At 69.0% G+C, this 5,430-nt stretch carries 6 protein-coding genes; 2 read left to right on the plus strand and 4 right to left on the minus strand.

The features are described from left to right. Positions 1–102: 102 nt before the first annotated feature. A complete protein-coding gene (locus SACHA_RS0117880; protein ID WP_019812001.1) occupies positions 103–303 on the minus strand; it encodes a zinc finger protein in 201 nt (66 codons plus the stop codon). Between the two features lie 172 nt (positions 304–475). Here SACHA_RS0117880 and SACHA_RS0117885 point away from each other — a divergent pair, with 172 nt between their 5' ends. After that, complete coding sequence (locus SACHA_RS0117885) at positions 476–1,852, plus strand: helix-turn-helix transcriptional regulator (RefSeq protein ID WP_019812003.1); 1,377 nt, start codon at positions 476–478, stop codon at positions 1,850–1,852. A gap of 481 nt (positions 1,853–2,333) precedes the next feature. Here SACHA_RS0117885 and SACHA_RS0117890 read toward each other — a convergent pair whose 3' ends face one another. Then, complete coding sequence (locus SACHA_RS0117890; protein WP_019812005.1) at positions 2,334–3,116, minus strand: aminotransferase class IV family protein; 783 nt, start codon at positions 3,114–3,116, stop codon at positions 2,334–2,336. A 574-nt stretch (positions 3,117–3,690) separates the two neighbouring features. On the opposite strand from SACHA_RS0117890, the gene SACHA_RS0117895 reads away from it, so the two are divergent. Then, the gene (locus SACHA_RS0117895) at positions 3,691–4,266 is read left to right on the plus strand and encodes a hypothetical protein (RefSeq protein ID WP_157601746.1); all 576 of its coding nucleotides are present in this window, start codon (positions 3,691–3,693) and stop codon (positions 4,264–4,266) included. A gap of 255 nt (positions 4,267–4,521) precedes the next feature. Here the strand turns inward: SACHA_RS0117895 and SACHA_RS0117900 are convergent, their stop codons facing one another. Both SACHA_RS0117900 and SACHA_RS0117905 read right to left on the minus strand, forming a co-directional pair. Then, positions 4,522–5,076 carry a GNAT family N-acetyltransferase gene (locus SACHA_RS0117900; RefSeq protein ID WP_019812009.1) on the minus strand — a complete coding sequence of 185 codons (555 nt, stop codon included), beginning with the start codon at positions 5,074–5,076 and terminating at the stop codon, positions 4,522–4,524. Positions 5,077–5,109: 33 nt separating this feature from the next. Continuing rightward, the coding region (locus tag SACHA_RS0117905) for a nicotinate-nucleotide--dimethylbenzimidazole phosphoribosyltransferase (RefSeq protein ID WP_028663318.1) at positions 5,110–5,430 on the minus strand (321 nt) is incomplete at its 5' end.

The following is a 5,430-nucleotide window of genomic DNA, read 5'->3' on the forward strand; positions in this document are numbered from 1 at the left end:
CCTCGGCGCGGGCGAGGTCGCGCGGGGACGGCCACCGCGGCACGCGCGGCAGCACGTCGGTAGGCGGCTCAGCCCGGTCTCCTCGTGGGTGTCGGTGTCGGGTCACGCGAGGCCGAGCCGGGTGCGGATCTCGTGGTCGCAGGTGGGGCAGGTCGGGCGCAGCCACTTGCCGACGTCCTCGCGGCTCGTGGTCACCTCCGCCCCGCACAGCGTGGGGAACGTGACGCCGAGATCGAGCGGCGTGCGGTGCGCGTCGTAGGCGTGCCGCAGCCCCTCGGCCTGTTGCCACAGATACCGCCGCATCCGCGCCTCCCTCCGGTCGGAACTATCGCGCTACATGGTCAACCGAACACCCACCGTCACCACGTGGGGCAGGTGTGGGAACCAGCTCTCACCTCGAAAGTCCTGGACACAACGACAACTCCGGCTACGCTGGACAACAGGTCGGACACGCACCGTCGATCACGGGGGGACCATGGCGCGCCTGCCGGAACCACTCGCCGAACTCCGCCGGGAACTCGGGCGGACATTGGCCGCCTACCGGGAATCGACCGGCATCAACCAGACCGAACTCGGCCGCCGCACCGGCTACACGCGCTCGTCGATCGCGCACATCGAGAAGGCCCGCCAGTTCCCCGGCCGCCGGTTCTGGGCGGCCGCCGACCGCACCTACCGCGCGGACGGCGCACTGCTCGCCCGGTACGACGCGGTCGTCGCCGCCGAGACCCGCTGGCGCGAACTGGACGAGCTGCGCCGGGACGAGACCGCGCGGCGCTGCACCCACGGCGCCGACGTGACCGGCGCCGAGGTCGTCGCCGACACCGAGAAGGAGGACGACGTGAACCGTCGAACACTGCTGGCGCTGCTCGGCCCTGCCGCCCTGGGCGGGCCGGTCCTGGAGAACCTGGAACAGGCCCGGCGCGGCCTCGACGGGGTGCTCGGCGTCCCGGCGGCCGACCGGGACGCCGACGAGTGGGAACAGGTCGCCGCCGACTACGCCCGGCAGGTCCAGTTCCAGCCACCGTCGCGCACCCTGCCCGCGCTCACCGCCGACTTCGCCGACCTCCGCGAACGCATCGCCACCGCACACGATCCGGCACGCACCCGGCTGGTGCATTCCGCCGCCCAGCTCGCGGCGCTGACCGCGTTCAGTTTCGTGTTCCTGCGGGAGCACCTGGCCGCGCAACGCTGGTGGCGCACGGCCGGACGGGCCGCTACGACCGTGGGCGACCCGCGGCTGTCCGCTCGGATCGGCGGGAAACAGGCCATCATGTCGCTCTACAGCGCCACCCCGGAGCGCGTGCTAGCCCTGGCCGACCGTGCGATCGCGCTGGGCGAGTCGAAACCGTCGCCCGGGGTGCTCAGCGGCTGGTCGGCACGCACCCAGGCGCTGGCCCGGATCGGGCGGGACGACGACGCCCGCGCGGCCGTCGACCGGCTCACCGAGCTGTACGAACGCCTGCCGGAGCAGGATCGGGGGGAGAATACGAGTGTGTGGCGCTGGACGAGCCAGCAGTTGTACTTCGTTCGCAGCGAGGTGTACTCGCTCGGCGGACGGGTGGATAGCGCCTTCGAGGCGCAGGATGCGGTGCTGCCGCTCTACGCGCCCGATAGTTTCCAGGGGCCGACGCAGATCGAGACCCACCGGGCGCGAGCTCTGATTCAGTCCGGCGAGGTAGAGAACGGTGTCGCCCACCTGACCGCGACGCTGGACGCACTGGACGACTGGCAGCGCGCGGACGGCCTCGTCCACCGCACGGCCGTGGACACCCTCGACGCCGTTCCGGCGGACGAGCAGCGCAAACCGTACGTCACCGACGCCCGCACCCTCCTCGCACCGACGCCCGCCTGAGTCTCACCAGTGGAAGAGCCCGGACAACGGCCAATCTTCCTTCGCGCGTTCTACCTGTTCGTTCAAATCCTGGGCGCTGTTGGCCTGGTTGTGATCCTGGTGGTCCTGGGAGTGGCAAATACATCGCCTTCGACATCCATGCGCCTTCCTTGGCGTTTCTCATGTTCGGCGATATCCTGAGTCGCCGAACGCCACCCCGAGGAAGCAAGCATGCGTGGGCGACAAAGAGCAGGATCGAGGTCGGATGGTAAAAGGGGAACCGCCGAGGACGAGGAAGCAGGAGATATTCTTCCTTCTGGGGATTCGGCGGGTTGTCGACCGGGGCGGTCATGAATCCTGTGGAAGGTGGAGTAAGCATTGTATGGCTGGTTCTGTGGATCCCCGGGACCGTGTTCCTTACGGTTTCCAACCATCTCCGTGTCAAGCAACTTGACGAATACCGCCCATAATAGGCCGATGGTGGCGGGGTGGGCGCTGCGTGTCACATCGTTTCGAACGGGGTCTCCCGGTAGCGAGCCCGCAACTCCCGCAGCGCCGGATGATCCTGCGGTCGGTCCGTGCCGTCGATGCTGGTCACCGCGCGGACGCCGATGGTGGCATTGGTGGCGAACACCGCGTCGGCCGTGGCCAGGTCGGCGAGCGTGACCGGTTCGTACCGCACGGAGGCACCCCATGCCTGGTCGAGCAGCCGCATCGTGACCCCGGGCAGGTGTGGCTCCGACGGCCACACCAGCTGCCCGTCGCGCACCGTGCCGAGGTTCGAAGTGGCGAGCTCCGAGACCGCCCCGTCCGGGGAGGTGAACACCACGTCGTCATAGCCGTCGCGTTGCGCGGCCCGGCGCAGCCGCAGCGCGCCGTACAGGCCGACGTGTTTCACCTCGGGGGTGTCGCGGCGGTAGACGGCGGAGCGCAGCCGCAGGGGCGGTTGTTCCCCGTCGGCCGCTGCCCGTGTCGTCACCAGGACGTCAGGGGTGGCCTCGGTGGCGGGCCTGGCGACGGACAGGGCCGGGTCGAACACCGTCACGCGCACCACGACGGGGCCGGCGTGGCCGTCGATCGCGTGGCGCACCAGGTCACGCACCCGGTCGGGGTCGAGGTCGGCGTCGAACACCGCGCGGCAGTTCCGCACCAGGCGGTCGAGGTGCCGCGACAGGCCCCGCACGCCGCCGCCTTCGACCCGCATCGTGGTGAAGTGCCCGTAGTTGGTCAGCGCCAACGCCTGCATCTCCGCCACGCCGACCGGGGCCCCGTTCAACTCCGCCATGCGGGCCAGTCTGGCACGACCGCCGGTCGTCGCTGTCGACTCGCGTCCGGCAGGCACAAGGGGCGGCCGCATGGCATGGTGAGACGCCTCGACGACGTATAACTCAAACTCAGTCTCAGTTTCGTGCGACCGCGGTACACGAAACTAAAACTGAGTATGAGTTTTGTGCTGCTAGATCAAGGTCGTGCTGCCGGAGCCTCGTGGTTCGCGGGAGGTGCTCTGGTGTGTCGCCGCGGAGCAGTGTGCGGCTACTTCGCGGCGGCACAGGCGCTGGACGCCGGATACTCTGACCAACCTGCGGCCTGCATTTCATGCACGCTGGGGAGTCCCCGACACACACCCATCGCGAGACAGCTGTAGCACCGTCGGGAACTTGCACTGGCGTGACCAGATGCGGTTCCGTGCGCGACACGTTGGCCCAGACAGACGTTGTGCGGCGCCGGGACATGAGGAAACATCAGCGATCGACTGATGTGGCGGGTCCACTGGGGGGATGACAGTCATGAGCAGGCGAGAGCGCCCGACCCGAAGACTACGCGGTGGCCTCTGGTTCTGGTTGGTGTACGGGGCCACGTTGAGCGTGCTGGTGAGCGGGACGGGTGCGGTCTCGGTGGGTTGGGCACACGAACGGGGGTCGACTCCGCCGCCGGAACGTCAGGAAAGGGTCGACGACCTCGATGACAGGATCGCCGAACTGGAAGAGGACGAAGGCGGTCGGGTGGAGTGCACGGTCAAGGTGGTCCTCACCACGACGTCAGTGGGAGCTGTCGGGGGCGCCGTAGGGGCTGGGGCTGTCAGCGCTGGCACGGGAACCCTCATCGGTGGCGGGCTCGGCGGTATCGGTGGCATGAGGTACCCGGCCAACCGGAGGCAGAGCGCGAATCGCGCGGTCGGTGGGACGCTGTGGTTGATGAGTCACCGGATGCTGTTCCTGCCGATCGGTTTCGACGCTCGTCTGGGCGGCAGGCGATGGTCCACCACGCGCGGCACCATCGCGGACGTCGAACTCCTCGGTGTGAAGTGGCTGAAATGCTTCAGCGGAGGGTTGCGAAAGCGGCTGAAGGTGGAACTGCGCGACGGTGGGGTGAAATCTTCGTCGTGGGTCAACTGTGGGTCCCGGGCCAGCTGCACCAGATCGCCCGGGAGGTGAAGTCCTGGAACGCCTCGTCGGCGAGTTGGCGTCGCGGCGTACGTTGCTGATTCGATGATCTTCGGGATACGTCCACACGGGTGCTCCAGGACTCCAGGAAATTTGTGGTTCGCCGAGCCCGTGTGATCCGCCCTGTCATGACCTCGAAAGAATATGTGATGGCTTCAACCGGAAAGCCCGCTGGACGGCATATCAGCGCATTTCGGTTTTGACTGGTATGGTAGGCGGATGCGGATGCGGAAGCGCAATTCACGATCAAGACCGGCATTCGAGGGAGCCGAACAGCCCGGGTGTCCGGCCGGGTAGGGCGACGTGCACGTGGTGCCACATGTCGCCGTAGTGGATGCCGCTGCCGACGCGCAGGAACCCCAGCCGTTGTGCCAGCCGCAGGCTGGGCGTGTTGTCGGTGTGCACCAGCGCCCACACCGAGTCCAGCCCGAGGTCGCTCAAGCCGTACCGGAGCAGGGTGCGGGCGGCCTCGGTGGCCAGCCCGCGGCCGCCGTGCGTGCGGGCGAGGTACCAGCCGATCTCGGGCAGTTCGTCCGGCAGTTCCCATGACGGCCGCAGGTGCCCGAGCCCGACCACCGCGCCGTCCCGTACGAACGCCCAGTGCCCCAGCTCCGGTGGACCGGAGTAGGCCAGCCGCTGCCGCACCATCCCCTCGGCGTTCTCGCGCCGGGTGAGGTCGCCGGGGTAGTAGCGGCTCAGTTCCGGATCGGCGAAGAGGTCGACGAGTGGCTCGGCATGGTCGGCCCGCAACGGCTCCAGCGTCAGGTGGTCGGTTGCCAGTATCGGTTGCTCACTGCCCACGGGGCGGGACCTTCTCACGCGACCCGGCGGTGCTCACCCGAGGTCGGCCAGCAGGCCCATCTCGCCGAGGACGGCCTGCGCGGCGCGCAGGGTCGGCACCGCCTGCACGGCGCCGCTGCCTTCGCCGAGGCGCAGGCCGAGGTCCAGGATCGGCTCCAGACCGAGCGCCTTGAGTGCGAAGGCCTGGGAGGGTTCGGTGGAGCGGTGCCCGGCCAGCCACCAGCGGGGCGCGTCCGGGGCGAGTCCTGCGCCGACCAGGGCGGCGGCGCAGGAGAACACACCGTCCAGCAGTACCGGGGTGCGGCGTTCGGCGGCGCGCAGCACGAACCCGGCGGTGGCCGCCGCGCAGGCACT

It is taken from the genome of Saccharomonospora halophila 8, assembly GCF_000383775.1.
GTDB classification, from domain to species: domain Bacteria; phylum Actinomycetota; class Actinomycetes; order Mycobacteriales; family Pseudonocardiaceae; genus Saccharomonospora; species Saccharomonospora halophila.